Raw genomic sequence first — 22,309 nt, forward strand, 5'->3', positions numbered from 1 at the left:
CGGCTCCTGTTTAAGTTAAGACTTGGTTTGTTCTGACTGGCCAGCGGCCGAAGCTTGTTGTTTATCGTCAGACTTCACTTCCTGTGCTTTAACCTGCGCGCCAGGACGAACTTTTTGCAAACCAGTAACAATCACGCGATCGCCATCTTTCAGACCGTCCGTCACCAGCCATTTATCGCCAATCGCCTGCGTAGCAGTGATATTGCGCATTTCGACTTTGTCACCAGCGCCAACAACCAGTGCGCTCGCATCGCCGCGTGGCGTACGGGTCACACCCTGCTGTGGAACCAGAAGTGCGGTTGGGTTAGTGCCTTCTTCCAGACGTGCGCGAACGAACATACCTGGCAACAGGGTGTGGTCAGGGTTCGGGAAGATCGCACGTAAGGTGATGGAACCGGTGGTCTGGTCGACCGTCACATCAGAGAATTCCAGCGTGCCCGCCTGTGGATATTTGATGCCGTCGTTAGTGACCAGCTCCACTTTGGCTTTACCGTTCTCCTGCTTCAGGGTGCCGTTTGCCAGCTCTTGTTTCAGTCGCAGGAAATCGTTGCTGGACTGCGTCACGTCAACGTAGATCGGATCAAGCTGCTGCACGGTTGCCATCGCTGTGGCCTGACCGTTTTGTACCAGCGCCCCTTCGGTCACGGAGGACTTACCAATACGACCGCTGATAGGGGAGGTCACTTTGGTATAGGCCAGGTTGATGCGCGCGGTTTCGACAGCTGCTTTTGCTGCCACAACGGCCGCGTTAGCCTGCTGTGCATCCGCCAGGGCTGTGTCGTAGTCCTGTTGGCTGATGTACTGCGTACCGAGCAGTTTTTTGTAACGATTCAACGTCAGCTGAGAGATTTTGGCCGCCGCTTCCGCTTTCGCCAGGTCGCCTTTCGCGCTTTCATACGACGCCTGATACGTTGCGGGATCAATCTGATAAAGAGACTCACCGGCTTGCACATCGCCGCCTTCGGTAAAGTTACGTTTCAGGATAATGCCGCTCACCTGAGGACGAACTTCTGCAATGCGATAAGCACTTGTGCGGCCAGGCAATTCGGTGGTGATCTGAAGAGGTTCGGATTTGAGCGTCACAACGCCAACTTCTGGCATCTGCTGCGCTCCTTGTTGAGCCTGTTTGTCGTCACATCCTGTAAGCGCTAAGCTGCCTGAGAGCATCAGAACGACCGCCAGAGGCGTTAACCCTCTGTTTTTGTTCATATGTAAACCTCGAGTGTCCGATTTCAAATTGATCAATGGTCCTGAGTCCAAAAACCCATTGCTGCGTTTATATTATCGTCATGCTATGGTACATACATTCACAAATGTATGTAAATCTGACGCCTGTAAATTCACCCACTTATGGCACGAAAAACCAAACAACAAGCGCTTGAAACCCGACAACACATTCTGAATGTGGCAATCCGCTTATTTTCTCAGCAAGGTGTTTCGTCAACCTCGCTGGCACAGATTGCTCAGGCCGCTGGCGTTACGCGGGGAGCGATTTACTGGCATTTTAAAGACAAGTCAGATCTGTTCAGTGAAATCTGGGAGCTTTCAGAGTCCAGCATTAGCGATCTCGAGAGTGAGTATCGGGCAAAATTCCCTGACGATCCACTCTCAGTATTAAGAGAAATATTAGTATATATCCTTGAAGCGACGGTAGTTGAAGAGCGCCGTCGGTTAATGATGGAAATTATTTTCCATAAATGTGAGTTTGTGGGAGAGATGGCTGTTGTGCAGCAGGCGCAGCGCAGCCTTAGCCTGGAAAGCTATGACCGCATTGAACAGAACCTGAACCAGTGCATGCAGGCTAAACTGTTACCGGCCAATCTCCTGACCCGCCGGGCGGCTATTCTGATGCGCAGCTACATTTCGGGCCTGATGGAAAACTGGCTTTTTGCCCCGCAATCCTTTGACTTAAAAGCGGAAGCCCGCAGCTACGTGGCGATTTTACTGGAAATGCTACAGCTCTGCCCGACGCTGCGCAGCGACGCGCCTTCACTCACTGCCTGAACCATTTCCAGGATTTATCTCAGAGGCTCACGTTCGCGCTATTCTGCTTCAGGCGAGCGTGATATTCTGCACGCCGGACTATTTTCGGTCATCTTCTGACATCACTCACGACTATGCTGCACACCAATCGCTCGCAACATCCTGTTCTTGCACTACTCTTCGCGACGCTGTTTTTCTTCGCAACGGCACCGCTTTCCTGGGCCCGCGCCGATAACGGCAATGACATTCCATCACGTGCTGATGTTCAGTCGCAGCTCGACGCCCTGAATAAACAAAAAGATCTCACGCCTCAGGACAAACTCGTTCAGCAGGATCTGACGGAAACGCTGGAATCACTGGATAAAATCGATCGCGTCAAAGCGGAAACCACCCAGCTTCGTCAGAAGGTGGCGCAGGCGCCTGAAAACATGCGTAAAGCAACGGATTCGCTAAATGCCCTGAGCGACGTGGATAACGACGACGAAACGCGCAAAACGCTGGCAACGCTGTCGCTGCGTCAGCTGGAGTCACGCGTCGCACAACTGCTCGACGACCTGCAAACCGCACAGTCGGATCTCGCCACCTACAACAGTCAGCTTGTCTCTTTGCAGACTCAGCCCGAGCGCGTACAAAACGCAATGTACGCCGCGTCTCAGCAGCTGCAGCAAATCCGTAACCGCCTGAACGGCACCACGGTGGGTGAAGGCACGCTGCGCCCGACGCAGCAAACGCTGCTGCTGGTTCAGCAGTCGTTACTGAATGCGCAAATTGAACAGCAGCGTAAAAGCCTGGAAGGGAATACGGTGCTGCAGGACACGCTACAAAAACAGCGTGATTACGTGACCGCCAACATTAACCGTCTGGAACACCAGCTTCAGCTGTTGCAGGAGGCGGTGAACAGCAAGCGCCTGACGCTGACGGAAAAAACCGCCCAGGAGGCGGTATCGCCGGACGAAACCGCCCGCATCCAGGCCAATCCGCTGGTGAAGCAGGAGCTCGATGCGAACCATCAGCTGAGCGAGCGCCTGATTCAGGCGACCGAAAACGGTAACTCGCTGGTTCAACAGAACATTAAAGTTAAAAACTGGCTGGACCGCGCGCTCCAGGCGGAACGTAACATCAAAGAGCAAATTGCGGTGCTGAAAGGCAGCCTTCTGCTGTCACGCATTCTTTATCAGCAACAGCAGACGCTGCCCTCTGCCGACGAGCTGGAGGACATGACCAACCGCATTGCGGATTTACGTCTGGAACAGTTTGACGTCAACCAGCAGCGCGATGCCCTTTTCCAGAGCGATACCTTTGTCGCCAAAATAGAAGAGGGCCACTCCAGTGAAGTGAACCCGGAAGTGCACGACGCACTGTTGCAGGTGGTGGATATGCGCCGCGAGCTGCTTGACCAGCTCAATAAACAGCTGGGTAATCAGCTGATGATGGCGATTAACCTGCAGATCAACCAGCAGCAGCTGGTGAGCGTTTCTAAAAGTCTGCAGGAGATTTTAACCCAGCAGATTTTCTGGGTTAACAGCAACAAACCGATGGACTGGGACTGGATTAAATCCTTCCCCGAAACGCTGAATACGCAGATTAAAAGCATGAAAATCACCGGGAACTGGGAGAAAGCCTGGCCCGCGATGATGATTGCCTTCCTGGCGGGATTACCGCTGCTGCTGATTGCGGGCGTGATCCGCTGGCGTCTGGGATGGCTGAAGAACTATCAGGCGAAGCTGGCCTCAGAAGTGGGGCAACTGCGAAATGACAGCCAGCTGCATACGCCAAAAGCGATTCTGATCGATCTCATTCGCGCGCTGCCGGTGTGCCTGATCATCCTTGCTGTTGGCCTGATCCTGCTCACCATGCAGCTCAACGTCAGCGATTTGCTGTGGGCCTTCAGTAAAAAGCTGGCCCTGTTCTGGCTGGTGTTTGGTCTGTGCTGGAAGGTGCTGGAAAAAGACGGCGTGGCGGTGCGTCACTTCAATATGCCACAGCAACTGACCAGCCACTGGCGTCGTCAGATTGTCCGCATCAGCCTGGCGCTCCTGCCGCTGCACTTCTGGTCGGTGGTTTCCGAGCTTTCTCCGCTGCATCTGATGGATGACGTTCTGGGTCAGCTGGTCATTCTGCTGAACCTGCTGTTGATTGCCATCCTGATGTGGCCGATGTGCCGCGATAGCTGGCGTGATAAAGAGTCCCACAACCTGCGCCTCGCCACCGTCACGGTGCTGGCAATCATTCCGCTGGCGCTGATGGTGCTCACGGCGACGGGCTACTTCTACACCACGCTGCGTCTGTCCGGCCGCTGGATAGAAACCGTCTATCTGGTGATTGTCTGGAACCTGCTCTACCAGACCGTGCTGCGCGGCTTGAGCGTGGCGGCTCGCCGTATCGCTTATCGCCGCGCCATTGCGCGTCGTCAGCATCAGGTGAAAGAGGGCGCCGAAGGCGCGGAGCCGCAGGAAGAGCCGACCATCGCGCTGGAGCAGGTTAACCAGCAGACGCTGCGTATCACCATGCTGGTGATGATTGCCCTGTTCGCGGTGATGTTCTGGGCCATCTGGTCTGATTTGATTACCGTCTTTGCCTATCTCGACAGTATCACCCTCTGGCAGTACAGCGGGACCGAAGCAGGCGCTGCGGTGATGAAGAGCGTCACCATGGGCAGCCTGCTGTTTGCGGTGGTGTCGTCGATGGTGGCCTGGGCGCTGATTCGAAACCTGCCGGGTCTGCTGGAGGTGCTGGTGCTGTCGCGCCTGAACCTGCGTCAGGGGGCGTCCTATGCCATTACCACCATCCTCAACTACGTCATTATTATTGTCGGGGCGATGACGGTCTTCGGCTCGCTGGGCGTGTCATGGGACAAACTGCAGTGGCTGGCGGCAGCGCTCTCTGTGGGTCTCGGTTTTGGCCTGCAGGAGATTTTCGGTAACTTCGTTTCCGGCCTGATCATCCTGTTCGAACGTCCGGTGCGAATTGGCGATACGGTGACCATCGGGACCTTCTCCGGTACCGTCAGCAAGATCCGCATTCGTGCGACCACCATTACCGACTTCGATCGCAAAGAGGTGATCATCCCGAACAAAGCGTTCGTGACCGAGCGTTTGATCAACTGGTCGCTCTCTGATACGACGACGCGTGTGGTGATCCGCCTCGGCGTAGCCTACGGTTCGGATCTGGATAAGGTGAAAGAGGTATTGCTGAAGGCCGCAAAAGAGCATCCAAAGGTTATGCACGAGCCGGCGCCAGACGTCTTCTTCACCACCTTCGGGGCGAGCACGCTGGATCACGAGCTGCGTTTATACGTGCGTGAGCTTCGCGATCGCAGCTACACCGTGGATGAACTGAACCGCTCCATCGACCGTCTGTGCCGTGAAAACAATATCAATATTGCTTTCAACCAGCTTGAGGTTCACCTGCATAACGAGAAAGGTGACGAGCATACGGAAGTGAAGCGTGAGATTAAGGGTGACGAACCGACTCCCGCCTGAACTATTTTCCCTCTCCCTGTGGAAGAGGGTTAGGGTGAGGGCAACCGGCCTTCACCTTTCCCTCAAAATCCCGCCGCACAATCTCCAGTGCCTTCAGCACCGTCTCAGCCGGGATCTCATGATTCTCCAGCAGCATAATCAAATCGACGGCCAGTTTGACCTCATCGGGGGCATTTTCCAGCGACATGTGTGGCTCCTTTTAACGGGTCAGGCGTTCAATGACGCGTTCGATCTCATCCAGCGCCTGACGGCAGCGGACAAGACGTCCATCCAGCGCGTCGATTTCACGCATCAATAACTGCTGCTCTTCCAGTGTTTCACTGTTGTTCAGACGTGCTTCCCGCTCGCGCTTCATCTCAAACAGACGGCGTTCAAACTCCTGGTGCTCCAACCGTTTGCGCTGCCATTTACCGAGGCCGGGCGACGCGCTATCCCAGGTACGCAGGGGCCAGGCTGCGATCTCCCGGTGCAGGGCGGTGATCTGACTGGTGAGATGCTCCGCAAGCCAGGCCACCTGCTCATGTTTACCGTCATTCACGGACTGTCGCAGTTCGTCGAGGTTGGTCTGCGCCTCATCAAGATAGTCTTTCATCAGCGTACTACGCGTATGAAATAACTGCCGGTCAAAGCGCGGTTTGAGCGTCGCATGCTGCATCAACGGTGACGCCTGCGTGCGCAGGGCAACGAGCTGATTTTGCAGCGTCTCTAAAAGCAGGGCTATTTTCAAGGCGCGCTCCAGTGGTAAAGTAGCCGTTCAGTTTGATAACGATTCGCATTATGCAGCGTACTATTTTAATCATCATTGGCTGGCTGGCGGTAGTGTTAGGCACCCTGGGCGTGGTTTTGCCACTTTTGCCCACGACGCCGTTTATTCTGCTGGCAGCCTGGTGTTTTGCCCGCTCATCCCCGCGTTTTCATCACTGGCTGTTGTATCGCTCGTGGTTTGGCGGCTATCTGCGCCACTGGCAGAAACACCGGGCCATGCCGCCTGGCGCAAAGCCGCGTGCGATTGCAGTCATCCTCATCACCTTCGCCATTTCATTATGGCTGGTGAAAATGATGTGGGTGCGGATCCTGCTGCTGGTTATCCTGACCTGCCTGCTTATCTTCATGTGGCGGATCCCCGTGGTTGATGAAAAGCAACAAAAGCACTGAAGCCTTATAATGGCTGTTGCAATTATTGCGCGCAGCCAGTAAATTCGACCGTTTTCGAGCACAGGCGCGCCTGGTTAAAGGTTAAACAATTGTTACCTTTACCGCCTCTTTGCGCGCTGTGAGTAACACTGTTTCATTTAGGCACAAACCGATGACCGCAACTGCACAGCAGCTTGAATATCTGAAAAACAGCATCAAAAGCATCCAGGACTATCCAAAACCTGGCATTCTTTTCCGTGATGTCACCAGCTTGCTGGAAGACCCGAAAGCGTACGCGCTCAGCATTGAACTGCTGGTAGAGCGTTATAAAAACGCCGGGATCACCAAAGTAGTAGGTACCGAAGCCCGTGGCTTCCTGTTTGGCGCACCGGTGGCGCTGGCAATGGGCGTAGGTTTTGTGCCAGTGCGTAAGCCGCGCAAACTGCCGCGTGAAACCATCGCGGAGAGCTATGAGCTGGAATACGGCACCGATCAGCTGGAAATCCACGTTGATGCCATTAAGCCTGGCGACAAAGTGCTGGTGGTGGACGATCTGCTGGCAACCGGTGGCACTATCGAAGCGACCGTGAAGCTGATTCGTCGCCTGGGTGGTGAAGTGACCGATGCGGCCTTCATCATCAATCTGTTCGATCTGGGCGGCGAACAGCGCCTGGAAAAACAGGGTATTACCAGCTACAGCCTGGTGCCTTTCCCGGGTCATTAATCCCGTTTCTCACAACCTCGCTCAATGGGTGAGGTTGTGATAGCATTCCCCTCCATTAATTCACCTTCCAGCGTTGCAGAGCCTGCCCATGAGTTATCAGGTGTTAGCCCGTAAATGGCGACCACAAACCTTTGCCGACGTTGTCGGTCAGGAACATGTGCTGACGGCCCTGGCGAACGGCTTGTCGCTAGGTCGTATCCATCACGCCTATCTCTTCTCCGGTACCCGCGGCGTCGGTAAAACCTCTATTGCCCGTTTGCTGGCAAAAGGTCTGAACTGCGAAACCGGGATCACCGCCACGCCGTGTGGCGTGTGTGACAACTGCCGTGAGATCGAGCAGGGGCGCTTTGTCGATCTGATCGAGATCGACGCCGCCTCGCGCACCAAAGTTGAAGATACCCGTGACCTGCTGGATAACGTGCAGTACGCCCCGGCGCGTGGCCGCTTCAAGGTCTATCTGATCGATGAAGTGCACATGCTGTCACGTCACAGCTTCAACGCCCTGCTGAAAACGCTGGAAGAGCCGCCTGCGCATGTGAAATTCCTGCTGGCGACCACCGATCCGCAAAAGTTGCCGGTGACGATTCTGTCGCGCTGTTTGCAGTTCCATCTGAAGGCGCTGGACGTTGAACAGATCCGCACTCAGCTGGAACACATTCTCGACGAAGAGAACATTGTCCACGAGCCGCGCGCCCTGCAACTGCTGGCCCGTGCAGCGGACGGCAGCCTGCGCGATGCGCTCAGCCTGACGGATCAAGCCATTGCCAGCGGTGACGGTAAACTGTCGACGGAGGCGGTCAGCACCATGCTCGGCACGCTGGATGACGACCAGGCGCTCTCCCTGATTGAAGCCACGATCGCCGCGAACGGTGAGCGCGTCATGTCGCTGGTGAATGCCGCTGCAACCCGCGGCGTCGAGTGGGAAGCCCTACTGGTCGAGATGCTTAGCCTGCTGCACCGTGTAGCGATGCTGCAACTTTCTCCGTCAGCAATGGGGGCGGATATGGCGGCCATTGAACAGCGGATGCGTGAACTTGCGCGAACCGTGCCGCCTGCTGACGTACAGCTTTATTACCAGACCTTGCTGATTGGCCGTAAAGAGCTGCCGTTTGCGCCGGATCCTAGAATGGGCGTTGAAATGACGCTGCTGCGTGCGCTGGCGTTCCACCCGCGTATGCCGCTGCCAGAGCCTGAAGTGCCCCGGCAGTCATTCGCCCCGACCGCCCCGACGGCAGTGATGTCGCCGCAGCAGGTGCCAGCACAGCCGGCAGCGCCGCCGCCGCAAAATGTACCGCTGTCGGATGCCACCAGTTCGGTGCTTGCCGCCCGCAGCCAGCTGCAGCGAGCGCAGGGAGCGACCAAACCAAAAAAGAGTGAACCGGCAGCGCCAGGAAGAGCGCGGCCGGTAAACAACGCCGCGCTTGAACGACTGGCCTCGGTAACGGAGCGCGTACAGTCGCGCCCGGCACCGTCCGCGCTCGAGCAAAAAGCCCCGGTGAAAGAAGAGGCTTACCGCTGGAAGTCGACGACCATCGTCGAAGAGGTGAAGAAAGAGGTCGCCACGCCAAAAGCGCTGAAGAAAGCGCTGGAGCATGAAAAAACACCGGAGCTTTCCGCGAAGCTCGCGGAAGAGTCTATCGCGCGTGACGCCTGGGCCGCTGAGGTCAGTAAACTGCAACTGCCTAAGCTGGTTGAGCAGGTCGCGCTGAATGCCTGGAAAGAGCAGGACGGTAATCAGGTGCGTCTGCATCTGCGTCCCGGTCAACGGCACCTGAACTCCCCCGGCGCACAAAAAGCGCTGGCGGAGGCGCTGGCCACATTGCAGGGTGCACCGGTTGAATTGACTATCATTGAAGATGATAATCCGGCGGTGCGAACGCCACTGGAGTGGCGCCAGGCCATTTATGAAGAGAAACTCGCGCAGGCGCGTGAGTCGATTATTGCGGATAACAACATCCAGACCCTGCGCCGGTTCTTCGACGCCGATCTGGATGAAGAGAGTATTCGCCCCATTTGATCGTGAGTCTGACTTACGGTTGTCATCGTTAAACGTGAAAGAGAGAGAAGCCTATGTTTGGTGGAAAAGGCGGTCTGGGTGGCCTGATGAAGCAGGCTCAGCAGATGCAGGAAAAAATGCAGAAGATGCAGGAAGAGATCGCTCAGCTGGAAGTCACGGGTGAATCCGGTGCCGGTCTGGTCAAGGTGACCATCAACGGTGCGCATAACTGCCGCCGCGTTGAAATCGATCCAAGCCTGCTCGAAGACGACAAAGAGATGCTGGAAGATCTGGTTGCAGCCGCGTTCAACGATGCCGCTCGCCGTATCGACGAAACCCAGAAAGAGAAAATGGCCTCTGTATCCAGCGGTATGCAACTGCCGCCGGGCTTCAAGATGCCGTTCTGATGCAAACCAGTCCGCTGCTCACGCAGTTAATGGAAGCGTTGCGCTGCCTGCCGGGCGTAGGCCCGAAGTCGGCGCAGCGTATGGCGTTTACGCTATTGCAGCGCGACCGCAGCGGCGGGATGCGCCTGGCGCAGGCTCTGACCCGCGCCATGTCAGAGATTGGTCACTGTGCGGATTGCCGTACTTTTACCGAGCAGGACGTCTGTAATATTTGCTCGAATCCGCGTCGTCAGGAGAACGGTCAGATTTGCGTGGTGGAGAGTCCGGCGGACATCTATGCCATCGAACAAACCGGGCAGTTTTCTGGCCGCTATTTCGTGCTGATGGGGCATCTCTCCCCGCTGGACGGTATTGGCCCGGATGATATCGGTCTTGATCGCCTTGAACGGCGTCTGGAGTCCGAGACCATCAAAGAGGTGATCCTCGCCACCAACCCCACGGTGGAAGGGGAGGCAACCGCCAACTACATCGCCGAGCTGTGCGCGCAGTACGGCGTTGACGCCAGCCGTATCGCTCACGGCGTGCCGGTTGGCGGCGAGCTGGAGATGGTTGACGGCACCACGCTGTCGCACTCTCTGGCCGGACGTCACAAGATTATTTTCTGACCAAACGGAGGCGGCATTCGCAGCCTCCGCTTGAAAATTTCCCTGCTTATCCCCATCTCTCCCTCAACGTTTTACAACCCCATTAAATGGCATTGTTGAGGTCGACTTAGATGAAAGGACAAGAAACCCGTGGTTTCCAGTCAGAAGTAAAACAGCTTCTGCACCTGATGATCCATTCCCTGTATTCCAACAAAGAAATCTTCCTGCGTGAGCTGATTTCCAACGCCTCCGATGCGGCGGACAAGCTGCGTTTCCGCGCGCTGTCTAACCCGGATCTGTATGAAGGCGACGGCGAGCTGCGCGTGCGCGTCTCTTTCAATAAAGAGAACCGTACCCTGACCATCGCCGATAACGGCATCGGCATGAACCGCGACGAGGTGATCGACCACCTCGGGACTATCGCCAAATCCGGGACCAAAGCGTTCCTGGAATCAATGGGCTCTGACCAGGCGAAAGACAGCCAGCTGATCGGCCAGTTCGGTGTGGGCTTCTATTCGGCGTTTATCGTGGCGGACAAAGTGACCGTGCGTACACGTGCGGCGGGTGACAGCGCGGAAAACGGCGTGTTCTGGGAATCCAAAGGTGAAGGTGAATACACCGTTGATGACATCACCAAAGCGGATCGCGGCACCGAAATCACCCTGCACCTGCGTGAAGGCGAAGATGATTTCCTGAACGACTGGCGCGTGCGCTCCATCATCAGCAAATATTCCGACCATATTGCCCTGCCGGTTGAGATTGAAAAACAGGAAGAGAAAGACGGTGAAACCGTGGTCTCCTGGGAGAAAATCAACAAGGCGCAGGCCCTGTGGACGCGCAATAAGGCTGAAATCAAGGACGACGAATACAACGAGTTCTACAAACACATCGCCCACGACTTTACCGATCCGCTGACCTGGAGCCATAACCGTGTGGAAGGTAAGCAGGAGTACACCAGCCTGCTGTATATCCCGTCGCAGGCGCCGTGGGATATGTGGAACCGCGATCACAAGCACGGTCTGAAGCTTTACGTTCAGCGTGTCTTCATCATGGACGACGCCGAGCAGTTCATGCCGAATTACCTGCGCTTTGTCCGTGGCCTGATAGATTCCAACGATCTGCCGCTGAACGTCTCCCGTGAAATTCTGCAGGACAGCACCGTGACCCGCAACCTGCGTAACGCGCTGACCAAACGTACGCTGCAGATGCTGGAAAAACTGGCGAAAGACGACGCGGAAAAATACCAGACCTTCTGGAAGCAGTTTGGCCTGGTGCTGAAAGAAGGCCCGGCGGAAGACACCGCGAACGTAGAAGCGATCGCCAAACTGCTGCGCTTTGCCTCTACGCACACTGACTCCTCCGCGCAGACCGTGTCGCTGGAAGAGTACGTTTCCCGCATGAAAGAAGGGCAGGAGAAGATCTACTACATCACCGCCGACAGCTACGCCGCGGCGAAGAGCAGCCCACACCTGGAGCTGCTGCGTAAGAAAGGCATCGAAGTGCTGCTGCTTTCTGACCGCATCGACGAGTGGATGATGAACTACCTGACCGAGTTCGACGGTAAGCCATTCCAGTCTGTTGCCAAAGCCGATGAATCCATCGACAAGCTGGCGGATGAAGTAGATGAAAGCGCGAAAGAAGCCGAGAAGGCGCTGGAGCCGTTCGTTGAGCGCGTGAAAACCCTGCTGGGCGATCGTGTGAAAGAGGTGCGCTTCACCCACCGTCTGACCGATACGCCGGCGATTGTGACTACCGATGCGGACGAAATGGGTACCCAGATGGCGAAACTGTTCGCCGCGGCAGGTCAGGCGATGCCAGAAGTGAAATATATCTTCGAGCTGAACCCGGATCACCCGCTGGTGAAACGCGCGGCGGATACCCAGGACGAAACCCGCTTTGCCGAGTGGGTTGAACTGCTGCTGGATCAGTCTCTGCTGGCCGAGCGCGGCACGCTGGAAGATCCTAACCTCTTCATTAAACGTGTGAATGCGCTGCTGCTGGCGTAATTGACCACGCCTCCCCTGGTCTTCTCCCTCTCCCCGTGGGAGAGGGCCGGGGTGAGGGCACCAGACCGCACTCCCCCAAATTATCTCCCCCCATTAACCGTTTCAGCCCTCCCGCCTTCCTTGAGCCGCATCCGTTCTGGTGGTATTGTTTAGCGCTTTTGAAAAATTGAATCGACTTTTGAGGGGATTTTCGCAATGCGTATTATTCTGCTTGGCGCTCCGGGCGCGGGTAAAGGAACTCAGGCTCAGTTCATCATGGAGAAATACGGTATTCCGCAAATCTCCACCGGTGATATGCTGCGCGCCGCTGTTAAATCTGGCTCTGAGCTGGGTAAACAAGCGAAAGACATCATGGACGCTGGCAAACTGGTGACCGACGAGCTGGTTATCGCTCTGGTCAAAGAGCGCATTGCTCAGGAAGACTGCCGTAACGGTTTCCTGCTGGACGGCTTCCCACGCACCATTCCTCAGGCTGACGCCATGAAAGAAGCGGGCATCAACGTAGACTACGTGCTGGAGTTCGACGTACCAGACGAGCTGATCGTTGATCGTATCGTTGGTCGCCGTGTGCACGCTGCTTCTGGCCGCGTTTACCACATTAAATTCAACCCACCTAAGGTTGAAGGTAAAGACGACGTAACCGGCGAAGAGCTGACCACCCGTAAAGACGATCAGGAAGAGACCGTGCGTAAGCGCCTGGTGGAATACCATCAGATGACTGCGCCGCTGATCGGCTACTACACCAAAGAAGCGCAGGCGGGTAACACCAAATACGCGAAAGTTGACGGCACCAAAGCCGTGGCTGACGTTCGTGCAGAGCTGGAAAAAATCCTCGGCTAATCGCACTGCTCTCACCCGGGTCCCCGGGTGAGAATATTTCTCATCTTACCTATTACAGCAATGGGTTCCGTTTAAACGCATTTCCGCTACAATTGACAACCATTCAAATGGTTAAGAGGCGTGAATGAGTCAGGCGAAAACCGGCATCCTGCTTGCCAATCTGGGCACCCCAGAAGCACCTACGCCAGAAGCGGTAAAACGCTATCTGCGACAATTTTTAAGCGACACGCGCGTTGTGGATACCCCAAGACTGCTGTGGTGGCCATTACTGCGTGGCGTGATTCTGCCCATTCGTTCACCGCGCGTCGCCAAACTCTATCAGTCTGTCTGGATGGAAGAGGGCTCGCCGCTGATGGTCTACAGCCGTCGTCAGGAGAAAGCGCTGGCTGCCCGCCTGCCGGATATGCCTGTCGCACTCGGCATGAGCTATGGCAAACCGTCTCTAGAAAGTGCGGTCGACGCGCTGCTGGCGCAGGGGGTTGAGCACATTGTGGTGCTGGCACTCTACCCGCAGTACTCCTGCTCGACAGTCGCTGCGGTGTGGGACGAACTGGCCCGCATTCTGGCGACCCGCCGCCGCATTCCGGGCGTGACCTTTATACGCGACTACGCCGATAACGAACTCTATATCAAAGCGCTTGCCAGCAGTGCCCGCGCGTCGTTTGAAAAACACGGCGAGCCGGATCTGCTGCTGTTGTCCTATCACGGCATTCCGCAGCGTTTCGCTAACGAAGGGGATGATTATCCGCAGCGCTGTCGCGATACCACGCGTGAGCTGGTGTCCGCGCTCGGCCTGCCGCCGGAGAAGGTGATGATGACTTTCCAGTCGCGCTTTGGTCGCGAGCCGTGGTTGACACCGTATACGGATGAAACCCTCAAAATGCTCGGCGAGAAAGGCGTGAAGCATATTCAGGTAATGTCCCCGGGCTTCTCGGCCGATTGCCTGGAAACGCTGGAGGAGATCGCGGTGCAAAACCGGGAGTTTTTCCTTGAGGCTGGTGGTGAGAAGTACGAGTACATTCCGGCACTTAACGACGCTCCGGAACATATCGACATGATGGTCTCGCTGGTGACCAACAGCCGCTGATCGCACTCTGGGCCGGGTTTGTGCTACCATTCCCGGCCCATATTCTATGCACAGTTCAGACCATGAAATTTCCCGGTAAACGCAAATCCAAACACTACTTCCCTGTTGATGCCCGCGATCCGCTCCTGCAGCAAATCCAGCCTGAAAATGAAACCAGCGCCGCATGGGTCGTCGGTATTGATCAGACGCTGGTGGACATTGAAGCGAAAGTGGATGATGCGTTTGTCGCCCGTTACGGTCTGAGCGCCGGCCACTCGCTGGTAATTGAAGACGACGTTGCGGAGGCGCTCTATCAGGAGCTGGTGCGTGACAACCTGATCACCCATCAGTTTGCCGGTGGCACCATCGGCAATACCATGCACAACTACTCCGTTCTGGCAGACGACCGCTCAGTGCTGCTCGGCGTGATGTGCAGCAACATCGAAATTGGTGGCTACGCCTACCGTTATCTGTGCAATACCTCCAGCCGTACCGATCTTAACTATCTGCAGGGTGTCGACGGCCCCATTGGCCGCTGCTTTACGCTGATCGGTGAATCCGGCGAGCGTACCTTTGCCATCAGCCCTGGCCACATGAACAAGCTGCGTGCCGAGAGCATTCCCGAAGAGGTGATTGCGGGCGCGTCGGCGCTGGTGCTCACCTCCTACCTGGTGCGCTGCAAGCCGGGCGAGCCGATGCCGGAAGCCACCATGAAGGCGATTGAGTACGCGAAAAAGTACGATGTGCCGGTGGTCCTGACGCTGGGAACGAAATTTGTGATTGCCGACAACCCGGAGTGGTGGCAGGCCTTCCTGAAAGAGCATGTCTCGATTCTGGCGATGAACGAAGAAGAAGCTGAGGCTCTCACCGGCGAGAGCGATCCGCTGCTGGCCTCCGATAAAGCGCTGGACTGGGTGGACCTGGTGCTCTGCACCGCCGGACCGGTAGGGCTGTATATGGCAGGCTTCACGGAAGAAGAGAGCAAACGCAAAACCCAGCATCCGCTGCTGCCTGGCGCCATCGCCGAGTTCAACCAGTATGAGTTCAGCCGTGGCATGCGTTATAAAGACTGTGTTAATCCGCTGCGGATCTACTCACACATCGCCCCGTACATGGGCGGCCCGGAGAAGATTATGAACACCAACGGCGCGGGCGACGGCGCGCTGGCGGCACTGCTGCATGACATCACCGCCAATGCCTACCACAAAACCAACGTGCCGAATTCCAGCAAACATAAGTTCAGCTGGCTCACCTATTCGTCTCTGGCGCAGGTGTGTAAATACGCGAACCGCGTCAGTTATCAGGTGCTGAACCAGCACTCCCCGCGCTTAACGCGTGGCCTGCCGGAAAGGGAAGACAGCCTCGAAGAGGCGTACTGGGACAGGTAAAAGCAAAACGGCAACGCATGTTGCCGTTTTTAGTGTTTATTCCCTCTCCCGGTGGGAGAGGGTCAGGGTGAGGGCATCAGGCCGCACGAAACTTACCTCGTCACAGCCTCTTCAACCGGCGGCTTCGCCAGCAGCGCCAGCATCGTATTCGCAATTTCGCGCTCACCCATCACCACCTGATTCGCACCCCGTTCGGTGATGTAATCCACCTCGTCGTCGTAATGGGCGCGGGCAATGATCTCAATCGTTGGGCATTTCTCACGTGCAGTGGCCACAATCTCACCCGCTTCGTAGCCGTTTGGAATGGTCAGCAGCAGCCAGCGGGCGCAGTCCAGATGCGCCAGGTTCATAATTTCTTCATTCGCCGCATTGCCCAGCACCGCGCGGATACCGCGCTCGCGCAACTCATCGACGCGGGTACGCGAGGTTTCAATCACCACCAGCGGGATCCCCTGTGCCATCAGCTTCTCGCCGAGCAGGCTTCCCACGCGGCCAAAGCCGACCAGCAGGGCGTGGTTGCAAATATCCACCGGGATCTGCTTCTCTTCTTCAATGGCCTCTTCGAGCGTCTGCTCTTCAAGGGTTTCGGTTTTATCGAGATATTTTTCCAGCAGCGCGAACAGCACCGGGTTCAGCATAATTGAGAGGATCGCCCCCGCCAGCACCAGGTTCTGCCCGGCCTGCGGCAGCAGGTTCAGCGCCATCCCCAGACCCGCCAGAATAAAGGCGAACTCACCAATCTGTGCCAGGCTTGCGGCGATGGTAAGAGCGGTACGCGGCGAGTGGCCGAACATTCGCACCAGGAAAAAGGCGGCGACCGACTTACCAAAGATGATAATCGCCAGCGTCCCCAGTACGGCCAGCGGCTGCTGAACCAGAATCATCGGATCAAACAGCATCCCGACGGAGACAAAGAACAGCACCGCGAAGGCATCACGCAGGGGGAGGGTGTCATGCGCCGCGCGGTGGCTCAGTTCGGATTCGTTCAGCACCATCCCGGCGAAGAACGCGCCAAGGGCAAAGGAGACGTCAAAGAGCTCCACTGCGCCAAAGGCAATCCCCAGCGCCAGCGCAAGGACGGAAAGGGTGAACAGTTCACGCGAGCCGGTGGCCGCGCTGCGCGACATGATCCACGGCACCAGACGGCGGCCTACCAGCATCATGATGGCGATAAACGCCACCACTTTTCCGATGGTGATGCTCATATCCAGCGCCAGCGAGGCAAAGCCGAGGGTGTCTTTTTCCATCATTCCGGCGACGGCAGGCAGCAGGACCAGCGTCAGCACCATCACCAGATCTTCAACAATCAGCCAGCCGATTGCGATTTGTCCGCGCTGGCTGTCTATCAGCTGCCTCTCTTCAAGCGCGCGCAGCAGCACCACGGTACTGGCGGTTGAGAGACACAGCCCAAATACGATGCCGGTCATTAACGACCAGCCCAGTACGGCCGAAAGCGCCATGCCCAGCAGCGTTGCCACCCCTATCTGGGCGATCGCTCCCGGTATGGCGATCGACTTTACCGCCATCAGGTCCTTCAGGGAAAAATGCAGCCCCACGCCAAACATCAGCAGAATCACGCCCAGTTCCGCCAGTTCAGGTGCCAGTTTGGTATCCGCAACGAAGCCAGGCGTAAACGGTCCCGCCAGTACCCCGGCTAACAGATAGCCCACAAGAGGGGAAATACGCAGTTTATTGGCAATCATGCCGAGAATAAAAGCGAGCACAAGTCCACCAACAATGGTGGTGATAAGCGGTGTGGCGTGGTGCATTCCGTCTCCTTTCGTTGTGGGTGTTCCATTTTGGTGAAAACCAAAAACCGAGTAATAGTTTATGACAATTTTTACCCTTGTGTTTATGAATAATTGTTGAAGTTTGAATAAAACGGCAATATGCCTCAGAAAAGGCAGGTTTTGATAAAATCAGAGGAGGGATGAACAGGAAAGCCTTATGCCATGAGGGCATCAGGCTGCCAAAGTTACACTTTGGCAGCCATGAAATTACGCTTTATGACGATTATCAGGCAGGAATATGGTCAACATCCCCAGAAGTGGAAGGAAAGCGCAGATTTTATAAACCAGGAAGATACTGGTGTGGTCGGCAACCATGCCTAACACGGCTGCACCAAGGCCGCCCATGCCAAAGGCGAAACCAAAGAAGAGCCCGGAAACCATACCAATACGCCCCGGTAACAACTCCTGCGCATACACCAGGATAGCCGAGAACGCCGAAGCCAGAATAAAACCAATAATCACCGTTAAAATGCCCGTCCATTCAAGGCTGGCGTAAGGCAAAATAAGGGTAAAGGGGGCAACGCCAAGGATAGAGCCCCAAATAACATATTTACGGCCAATTTTATCCCCGACTGGCCCGCCAATCACCGTCCCTGCTGCGACGGCAAACAGGAAAGCAAACAGGTGGAACTGCGCGTTTTGTACCGATAATCCGAATTTTTGCATCAGGTAAAAGGTGTAATAGCTGCTAATGCTCGCCATATAGAAATATTTCGAGAAAATCAGCACCAGCAGCACGGAGACGGCCAGGATCACCTTATTACGTGGAAGGGGATTGATAACCTTCACTTTTGGTTTGCCTTTGTTTACGCGGTGCTGTGCGGCATACCAGCGACTGATCTGGGCGAGCACAACGATCGCCAGCAGGGCGGCCAGCACAAACCAGGCGACGTTACCCTTGCCGTAGGGGGCGATGATCACTGCCGCCAGCAGCGGGCCGAGGGAACTGCCAAAATTACCGCCCACCTGGAAGAGTGATTGCGCCAGCCCGTGGCGCCCGCCGGAGGCCATACGTGCCACGCGGGAGGACTCCGGATGGAAGACCGACGAGCCGGTTCCCACCAGTGCGGCGGCAAGCAGCACCGCTTCAAAACTGCCCGCCATAGCCAGCAGCACCAGCCCGCTCAGGGTGAAGCACATGCCAATCGGCAGCGACCACGGCATCGGATATTTATCCGTCCAGTAACCGACGATCGGTTGCAGTAGCGAAGAGGCCAGCTGGAAGGTCAGGGTGATCATCCCGATCTGCACGAAGGTTAATGAAAACTCGGATTGCAGCAGCGGGTAAATCGCCAGGATCAGCGACTGGATCATGTCGTTGAGCAGATGGGAGAGGCTAATAGCGCCTAAGACTTTAAATGAGGTGCGCGAGGGTGGCGGCGACGCCGGCGCGCCCGAAACGGGCTGGGTTGATTCACTGATTGCCATAAATACCACGTCGTTAGTGATGAAAAATGCAGGGGGTAATTATTATCCAACTAACATACCTGCCAGCGACATTTGAAGAAAGTCGCAATTATGAAAACTTATTTGTCTATTCTTGTTACTCACTGTAATTTTTGCGTTTGTCTATTGGTCAGGGAGAGAGAAGATGAAGTTAATGAAGCATGGCGTCGCGTTGGCGCTGCTCGCCGCCTGGGGTCTGGCAAGCCTGCCCGCACAGGCGTATGAAAAAGACAAAACGTATAAAATTACGATCCTGCATACCAACGATCACCACGGCCATTTCTGGCGCAGCGAGTACGGCGAATATGGTCTCTCCGCGCAAAAAACGCTGGTGGATGGCATTCGTAAAGAGGTTGCCGCCGAAGGGGGCAGCGTGCTGCTGTTATCGGGGGGCGATATCAATACCGGCGTGCCGGAGTCCGATTTACAGGATGCTGAGCCTGATTTTCGTGGCATGAATTTAATCGGTTACGATGCAATGGCCGTCGGAAACCATGAGTTTGATAACCCGCTGAGCGTGCTGCGCCAGCAGGAAAAATGGTCCAAATTCCCGTTCCTCTCCGCCAATATCTATCAGAAAAGTACCGGTGAACGCCTGTTTAAACCGTGGGCGCTGTTTAAGCGTCAGGATCTGAAAATCGCGGTGATTGGCCTCACCACGGACGATACGGCAAAAATTGGCAACCCAGAGTTCTTTACCGATATCGAATTCCGTAAACCGGCAGACGAAGCGAAGCTGGTGATTCAGGAGTTGCAGCAAAATGAAAAACCGGACGTGATCATCGCCACCACCCATATGGGACATTACGACAACGGCGAGCATGGTTCTAACGCACCGGGCGACGTTGAAATGGCGCGCAGCCTCCCTGCGGGCTCGCTGGCAATGATTGTGGGTGGTCACTCACAAGATCCGGTGTGCATGGCCTCGGAGAATAAAAAGCAGGTGGATTATGTTCCCGGCACGCCGTGTGCACCAGACCGTCAGAACGGGATCTGGATTGTGCAGGCGCACGAGTGGGGTAAATACGTTGGCCGTGCCGACTTTGAGTTCCGTAACGGCGAGATGAAACTGGTGCATTATCAGCTCATCCCGGTCAACCTGAAGAAAAAAGTGACCTACCCGGACGGGAAAAGTGAGCGCGTGCTCTACACCCCGGAGATCCCCGAGAACCCACAGATGCTCTCCCTGTTAACCCCGTTCCAGAATAAAGGCAAAGCGCAGCTGGAGGTGAAAATCGGTACGCTGAACGGGCGTCTGGAAGGGGACCGCAGCAAAGTCCGTTTCGTACAGACCAATATGGGTCACCTGGTGCTGGCGGCACAAATCGCGCGCACCGGCGCTGATTTTGGTGTGATGAGCGGCGGCGGGATCCGTGATTCCATCGAAGGCGGGAATATCACCTATAAAGATGTGCTGAAGGTGCAGCCGTTTGGCAACGTGGTGGTTTATGCCGATATGAGCGGGAAAGAGGTGATTGAGTACCTTACCGCCGTTGCGCAGATGAAACCGGACTCTGGCGCTTATCCGCAGTTCGCTAACGTCAGCTTTGTGGCCAAAGACGGCAAGCTCAACGATCTCAAAATCAAGGGTGAGCCGGTTGATCCCGCGAAAACCTACCGTCTGGCAACCTTAAGCTTTAACGCCACCGGCGGCGACGGTTATCCGCACATCGATAATAAACCGGGCTATGTGAATACCGGCTTTATTGATGCCGAGGTTCTGAAGCAGTTTATCGAGCAGAATTCACCGATCGACGTGAATGCGTATGAGCCGAAAGGCGAGGTGAGCTGGCAGTAACATTGTGCGGCCTGATGCCCTCACCCCAACCCTCTCCCACCGGGAGAGGGCGCGAACACAAAAAACGGTAACGTCTGTTACCGTTTTGCTTTTACCTCGCAGCCGCCACCCGGCTTTTTCTTTTAATCCCTGCGCGCAATATCCGCAAACTTCGCATCCAGCATTTTGGCCAGATCGCCTGCGGCCAGTTCGATATCCAGCCCGCGCTTGCCGCCGGAAATATAGATGGTTTCAAATTCCTGAGAAGGGGCGTCAATCAGCGTTGGCAGGCGTTTTTTCTGCCCGAGCGGGCTGATCCCGCCCACCAGATAACCCGTGGTGCGTTGCGCAACCATTGGGTCTGCCATATCTACCTTTTTCGCTCCCAGCGCTTTGGCCACTTTCTTCAGATCCAGTTGCCCAGCCACGGGCGTGACCGCGACGGCGAGATGCTTCATATCGCCATTCACGGCCACCAGCAGCGTTTTATAGACCTGGTCGGCGTTCAGCCCCAGTTTGCGCACCACTTCATCACCAAAATTGGTTTCGTTCGGATCGTGATCGTAAGTGTGGATCCGGAAAGAAATTTTGTTTTTTTCGAGTAATTTAACGGCGGGAGTCATAGCTATCCTTCTTACGACAGACAATTCATGCTGACAGCATACGCCTGACGTTTGTCTAAAAAATAGCACCATCTTGCGCAATAGTATTGGCAGTGATGGTCACTTTGAGCGACAATCGGCTCAACCGAAGGTCTCCTTCGGCATAATAAAAACGATGAAATTCCTCTTTGACGGGCCAATAGAAATATTGGCCATTTTTTTATTTCAGCAGCGACGGCAAATTCCCTTCTCCGTACAAATGTAATGCCCCCACTGCAACCACGTAATGCCCAGCAGGTAACGCATGCAGCGTCTGCCGCCATGCCGCATTGCGTGCGTTCATCAGCACATCGTACAGCGATTCACTGAACGTCGATGGCAGCGTTAATTTCCCCTCAGCAGGCGGGGCATCCAGCCACCAGCCAATCATGGTTTGCAGCAGACGGGCGTTGGTATGCCAGTGCGTTAGCGTATCATCAAGAAGAATGAGACCGTCATCAGGCAGCTGGCGAAGGAGGGCAATCTGGCTATCGGTACCTTCCAGCTCAATGATCGGCAGACGGCGTGCCCGGGCTGCATTCAGCAGCTGGTAATCAATACCGTAATCACCGCGCAGACCCAGACGCTGCGCCTGCGTCGCCTGTAATATCATGGCAATCTGCCAGAGCGGCAGGGTGTCCAGCATCGAGAGCGAAACGCCGGTTTCATCCGCCACGCGCGTCAGTTCGGCGAGCTGAGCCTCGTCCAGACGGTCGGCCAGGGTGAGATCGCTCTCCAGCCCGGCAAAGGGAGACTCGTGGCCTGAAATATCCGCCTCAACCACCAGCGCATCGGCCTGCTTCAGGAGGGATAACAGACCAGAGGGTAGCGGGGACATATCCTGCGTGCCCATATGTATGCTGCCCACCAGGTGCAGATGCTGACCGCCGGGGAGCGAAATATCCATTCCGGGCCAGGTATAACGGCGGGGGAAGAGGGCGCGAAACGATGTTTTTATACGGCGAAACAGACTCATACGCGCTCCATAAACGGAAAGGTTCATGCTAACGCGTGGGGAAGGGCGGCGCAACAGGTGAACGTCGGC

General features: G+C 55.8%; 19 protein-coding genes and 1 other annotated feature. Of the genes, 12 read left to right on the forward strand and 7 right to left on the reverse strand.

Annotation, left to right across the window (positions count from 1 at the left end; translation table 11 throughout):
• Positions 1-15: 15 nt before the first annotated feature.
• Positions 16-1,209, reverse strand: a complete 1,194-nt coding sequence (gene acrA / locus ACOTZF_RS15585; protein WP_023620093.1) for a multidrug efflux RND transporter periplasmic adaptor subunit AcrA — start codon at positions 1,207-1,209, stop codon at positions 16-18.
• Between the two features lie 141 nt (positions 1,210-1,350).
• Between acrA and acrR the strand changes: the two genes are divergently transcribed.
• Complete coding sequence (gene acrR / locus ACOTZF_RS15590) at positions 1,351-2,004, forward strand: multidrug efflux transporter transcriptional repressor AcrR (RefSeq protein WP_129317919.1); 654 nt, start codon at positions 1,351-1,353, stop codon at positions 2,002-2,004.
• A gap of 113 nt (positions 2,005-2,117) precedes the next feature.
• A complete protein-coding gene (gene mscK, locus ACOTZF_RS15595) occupies positions 2,118-5,465 on the forward strand; it encodes a mechanosensitive channel MscK (RefSeq protein WP_129252905.1) in 3,348 nt (1,115 codons plus the stop codon).
• Between the two features lies 1 nt (position 5,466).
• On the opposite strand, the gene rsmS is transcribed toward mscK, so the two are convergent.
• On the reverse strand, positions 5,467-5,652 hold the full coding sequence (gene rsmS, locus ACOTZF_RS15600; RefSeq protein ID WP_023620091.1) for a pleiotropic regulatory protein RsmS: 186 nt from the start codon (positions 5,650-5,652) through the stop codon (positions 5,467-5,469).
• Between the two features lie 12 nt (positions 5,653-5,664).
• Positions 5,665-6,192 (reverse strand): primosomal replication protein N'', encoded by a 528-nt coding sequence (priC, locus tag ACOTZF_RS15605; protein WP_038982799.1) that lies wholly within the window; start codon positions 6,190-6,192, stop codon positions 5,665-5,667.
• 50 nt (positions 6,193-6,242) lie between these two features.
• On the opposite strand from priC, the gene ACOTZF_RS15610 reads away from it, so the two are divergent.
• The 9 genes from ACOTZF_RS15610 to ACOTZF_RS15650 all read left to right on the forward strand — a co-directional run bounded on the left by ACOTZF_RS15610 (position 6,243) and on the right by ACOTZF_RS15650 (position 15,610).
• On the forward strand, positions 6,243-6,620 hold the full coding sequence (locus ACOTZF_RS15610) for a DUF454 family protein (protein ID WP_013095896.1): 378 nt from the start codon (positions 6,243-6,245) through the stop codon (positions 6,618-6,620).
• Between the two features lie 151 nt (positions 6,621-6,771).
• Entirely contained in the window at positions 6,772-7,323 is a 552-nt protein-coding gene (gene apt / locus ACOTZF_RS15615) for an adenine phosphoribosyltransferase (protein WP_000127359.1), read from the forward strand.
• A gap of 88 nt (positions 7,324-7,411) precedes the next feature.
• Positions 7,412-9,340, forward strand: a complete 1,929-nt coding sequence (dnaX, locus tag ACOTZF_RS15620) for a DNA polymerase III subunit gamma/tau (protein WP_129317920.1) — start codon at positions 7,412-7,414, stop codon at positions 9,338-9,340.
• Positions 8,670-8,734: a sequence feature (DnaX frameshifting element), on the forward strand. Its footprint overlaps the gene before it by 65 nt.
• 53 nt (positions 9,341-9,393) lie before the next feature.
• On the forward strand, positions 9,394-9,726 hold the full coding sequence (locus ACOTZF_RS15625; protein WP_003858972.1) for a YbaB/EbfC family nucleoid-associated protein: 333 nt from the start codon (positions 9,394-9,396) through the stop codon (positions 9,724-9,726).
• Entirely contained in the window at positions 9,726-10,331 is a 606-nt protein-coding gene (gene recR, locus ACOTZF_RS15630) for a recombination mediator RecR (protein WP_129252909.1), read from the forward strand. Before ACOTZF_RS15625 ends, recR begins: the two co-directional genes overlap by 1 nt.
• 110 nt (positions 10,332-10,441) lie before the next feature.
• Positions 10,442-12,316: a molecular chaperone HtpG gene (gene htpG, locus ACOTZF_RS15635; protein WP_023620089.1), complete on the forward strand. Its 1,875-nt coding sequence runs from the start codon at positions 10,442-10,444 to the stop codon at positions 12,314-12,316.
• A 195-nt stretch (positions 12,317-12,511) separates the two neighbouring features.
• Positions 12,512-13,156, forward strand: a complete 645-nt coding sequence (adk, locus tag ACOTZF_RS15640) for an adenylate kinase (RefSeq protein WP_006809841.1) — start codon at positions 12,512-12,514, stop codon at positions 13,154-13,156.
• 124 nt (positions 13,157-13,280) lie between these two features.
• Positions 13,281-14,243 carry a ferrochelatase gene (hemH, locus tag ACOTZF_RS15645; protein WP_013095900.1) on the forward strand — a complete coding sequence of 321 codons (963 nt, stop codon included), beginning with the start codon at positions 13,281-13,283 and terminating at the stop codon, positions 14,241-14,243.
• Between the two features lie 62 nt (positions 14,244-14,305).
• Positions 14,306-15,610: an inosine/guanosine kinase gene (locus ACOTZF_RS15650; protein ID WP_020685011.1), complete on the forward strand. Its 1,305-nt coding sequence runs from the start codon at positions 14,306-14,308 to the stop codon at positions 15,608-15,610.
• A gap of 92 nt (positions 15,611-15,702) precedes the next feature.
• On the opposite strand, the gene ybaL is transcribed toward ACOTZF_RS15650, so the two are convergent.
• Both ybaL and ACOTZF_RS15660 read right to left on the reverse strand, forming a co-directional pair.
• Positions 15,703-17,379, reverse strand: coding sequence for a YbaL family putative K(+) efflux transporter (ybaL, locus tag ACOTZF_RS15655; protein WP_029882633.1), 1,677 nt, complete (start codon positions 17,377-17,379; stop codon positions 15,703-15,705).
• A 228-nt stretch (positions 17,380-17,607) separates the two neighbouring features.
• Entirely contained in the window at positions 17,608-18,828 is a 1,221-nt protein-coding gene (locus ACOTZF_RS15660) for an MFS transporter (RefSeq protein WP_013095903.1), read from the reverse strand.
• Positions 18,829-18,991: 163 nt separating this feature from the next.
• Between ACOTZF_RS15660 and ushA the strand changes: the two genes are divergently transcribed.
• The gene (gene ushA / locus ACOTZF_RS15665) at positions 18,992-20,644 is read left to right on the forward strand and encodes a bifunctional UDP-sugar hydrolase/5'-nucleotidase UshA (protein WP_029882632.1); all 1,653 of its coding nucleotides are present in this window, start codon (positions 18,992-18,994) and stop codon (positions 20,642-20,644) included.
• Positions 20,645-20,766: 122 nt separating this feature from the next.
• Here ushA and ybaK read toward each other — a convergent pair whose 3' ends face one another.
• Both ybaK and ACOTZF_RS15675 read right to left on the reverse strand, forming a co-directional pair.
• Positions 20,767-21,246, reverse strand: coding sequence for a Cys-tRNA(Pro)/Cys-tRNA(Cys) deacylase YbaK (ybaK, locus tag ACOTZF_RS15670; RefSeq protein ID WP_010428207.1), 480 nt, complete (start codon positions 21,244-21,246; stop codon positions 20,767-20,769).
• 199 nt (positions 21,247-21,445) lie between these two features.
• Positions 21,446-22,240, reverse strand: coding sequence for a TraB/GumN family protein (locus ACOTZF_RS15675; protein WP_013095905.1), 795 nt, complete (start codon positions 22,238-22,240; stop codon positions 21,446-21,448).
• Positions 22,241-22,309: the final 69 nt, after the last annotated feature.

The organism is Enterobacter cloacae complex sp. SHL021, assembly GCF_049237765.1.
Classification (GTDB): domain Bacteria; phylum Pseudomonadota; class Gammaproteobacteria; order Enterobacterales; family Enterobacteriaceae; genus Enterobacter; species Enterobacter cloacae.

What these genes read in the sequence shown, in the direction of transcription:
- acrA (WP_023620093.1), bottom strand. Translation starts at nt 1,209, where the DNA reads ATGAACAAAAACAGAGGGTTAACGCCTCTGGCGGTCGTTCTGATGCTC.
- acrR (WP_129317919.1), top strand. Translation starts at nt 1,351, where the DNA reads ATGGCACGAAAAACCAAACAACAAGCGCTTGAAACCCGACAACACATT.
- mscK (WP_129252905.1), top strand. Translation starts at nt 2,118, where the DNA reads ATGCTGCACACCAATCGCTCGCAACATCCTGTTCTTGCACTACTCTTC.
- rsmS (WP_023620091.1), bottom strand. Translation starts at nt 5,652, where the DNA reads ATGTCGCTGGAAAATGCCCCCGATGAGGTCAAACTGGCCGTCGATTTG.
- ACOTZF_RS15610 (WP_013095896.1), top strand. Translation starts at nt 6,243, where the DNA reads ATGCAGCGTACTATTTTAATCATCATTGGCTGGCTGGCGGTAGTGTTA.
- apt (WP_000127359.1), top strand. Translation starts at nt 6,772, where the DNA reads ATGACCGCAACTGCACAGCAGCTTGAATATCTGAAAAACAGCATCAAA.
- dnaX (WP_129317920.1), top strand. Translation starts at nt 7,412, where the DNA reads ATGAGTTATCAGGTGTTAGCCCGTAAATGGCGACCACAAACCTTTGCC.
- ACOTZF_RS15625 (WP_003858972.1), top strand. Translation starts at nt 9,394, where the DNA reads ATGTTTGGTGGAAAAGGCGGTCTGGGTGGCCTGATGAAGCAGGCTCAG.
- recR (WP_129252909.1), top strand. Translation starts at nt 9,726, where the DNA reads ATGCAAACCAGTCCGCTGCTCACGCAGTTAATGGAAGCGTTGCGCTGC.
- htpG (WP_023620089.1), top strand. Translation starts at nt 10,442, where the DNA reads ATGAAAGGACAAGAAACCCGTGGTTTCCAGTCAGAAGTAAAACAGCTT.
- adk (WP_006809841.1), top strand. Translation starts at nt 12,512, where the DNA reads ATGCGTATTATTCTGCTTGGCGCTCCGGGCGCGGGTAAAGGAACTCAG.
- hemH (WP_013095900.1), top strand. Translation starts at nt 13,281, where the DNA reads ATGAGTCAGGCGAAAACCGGCATCCTGCTTGCCAATCTGGGCACCCCA.
- ACOTZF_RS15650 (WP_020685011.1), top strand. Translation starts at nt 14,306, where the DNA reads ATGAAATTTCCCGGTAAACGCAAATCCAAACACTACTTCCCTGTTGAT.
- ybaL (WP_029882633.1), bottom strand. Translation starts at nt 17,379, where the DNA reads ATGCACCACGCCACACCGCTTATCACCACCATTGTTGGTGGACTTGTG.
- ACOTZF_RS15660 (WP_013095903.1), bottom strand. Translation starts at nt 18,828, where the DNA reads ATGGCAATCAGTGAATCAACCCAGCCCGTTTCGGGCGCGCCGGCGTCG.
- ushA (WP_029882632.1), top strand. Translation starts at nt 18,992, where the DNA reads ATGAAGTTAATGAAGCATGGCGTCGCGTTGGCGCTGCTCGCCGCCTGG.
- ybaK (WP_010428207.1), bottom strand. Translation starts at nt 21,246, where the DNA reads ATGACTCCCGCCGTTAAATTACTCGAAAAAAACAAAATTTCTTTCCGG.
- ACOTZF_RS15675 (WP_013095905.1), bottom strand. Translation starts at nt 22,240, where the DNA reads ATGAGTCTGTTTCGCCGTATAAAAACATCGTTTCGCGCCCTCTTCCCC.